This is a genomic window from Streptomyces pathocidini (genome assembly GCF_001418495.1).
In the GTDB taxonomy this organism is placed as follows: Bacteria; Actinomycetota; Actinomycetes; order Streptomycetales; family Streptomycetaceae; genus Streptomyces; species Streptomyces pathocidini.
The window spans coordinates 1-625 of sequence record NZ_LIQY01000004.1; the positions used below are offsets into that span (position 1 = coordinate 1).

Below are 625 nucleotides of genomic sequence, written 5' to 3' on the forward strand. Positions count from 1 at the left end.
GGCCGAGCGGAGGCGGCGGGGTTCGGACGCCAGGGTCATGTCGGGGAGGGTGTCGGCTATCGCGTTGAAGATGAGGTCTATTTCGAGCGTCGCCAGGCTCTTGCCCAGGCAGAAGTGGGGGCCTCCGCCGCCGAACCCCAGGTGGGGGTTGGGGTCGCGGGTGATGTCGAAGTGCTCCGGGTGGTCGAAGACTTCCGGGTCGTTGTTGGCGGAGGCGTAGAAGACGCCTACGCGGTCGCCCTGTTTGATCTCGGCGCCGCTGAGTTCCGTGTCGCAGGTGGCCGTCCGCTGGAAGGACTGGACGGGGGTCGCCCAGCGGACGATCTCCTCCGCGGCCGTCGACGGGCGTTCGTGTTTGTAGAGTTCCCACTGCTCGGGGTGGGTGAGGAACGCGTGCATGCCGTGGCTGATCGCGTTCCGTGTCGTCTCGTTGCCGGCGACCGCCAGCAGCAGGACGAAGAAGCCGAACTCGTCCGAGCCCAGGTTCCCTTGGTCCTCGGCCGCGACCAGCGCGGTCACGATGTCCTTCGCCGGGCACTCCTTGCGCGCGGCCGAGAGGTTCATCGCGTACGAGATGAGCTCCATCGCCGACTCGACGCCGATCTCCTCGGTGATGGCCAGCTCC

General features: G+C 67.5%; 1 protein-coding gene. It reads right to left on the minus strand.

From position 1 onward, the window contains the following. Window positions 1–625: cytochrome P450 (locus AOK16_RS27820; RefSeq protein ID WP_240483301.1), on the minus strand; the 625-nt coding region annotated here is incomplete at both ends.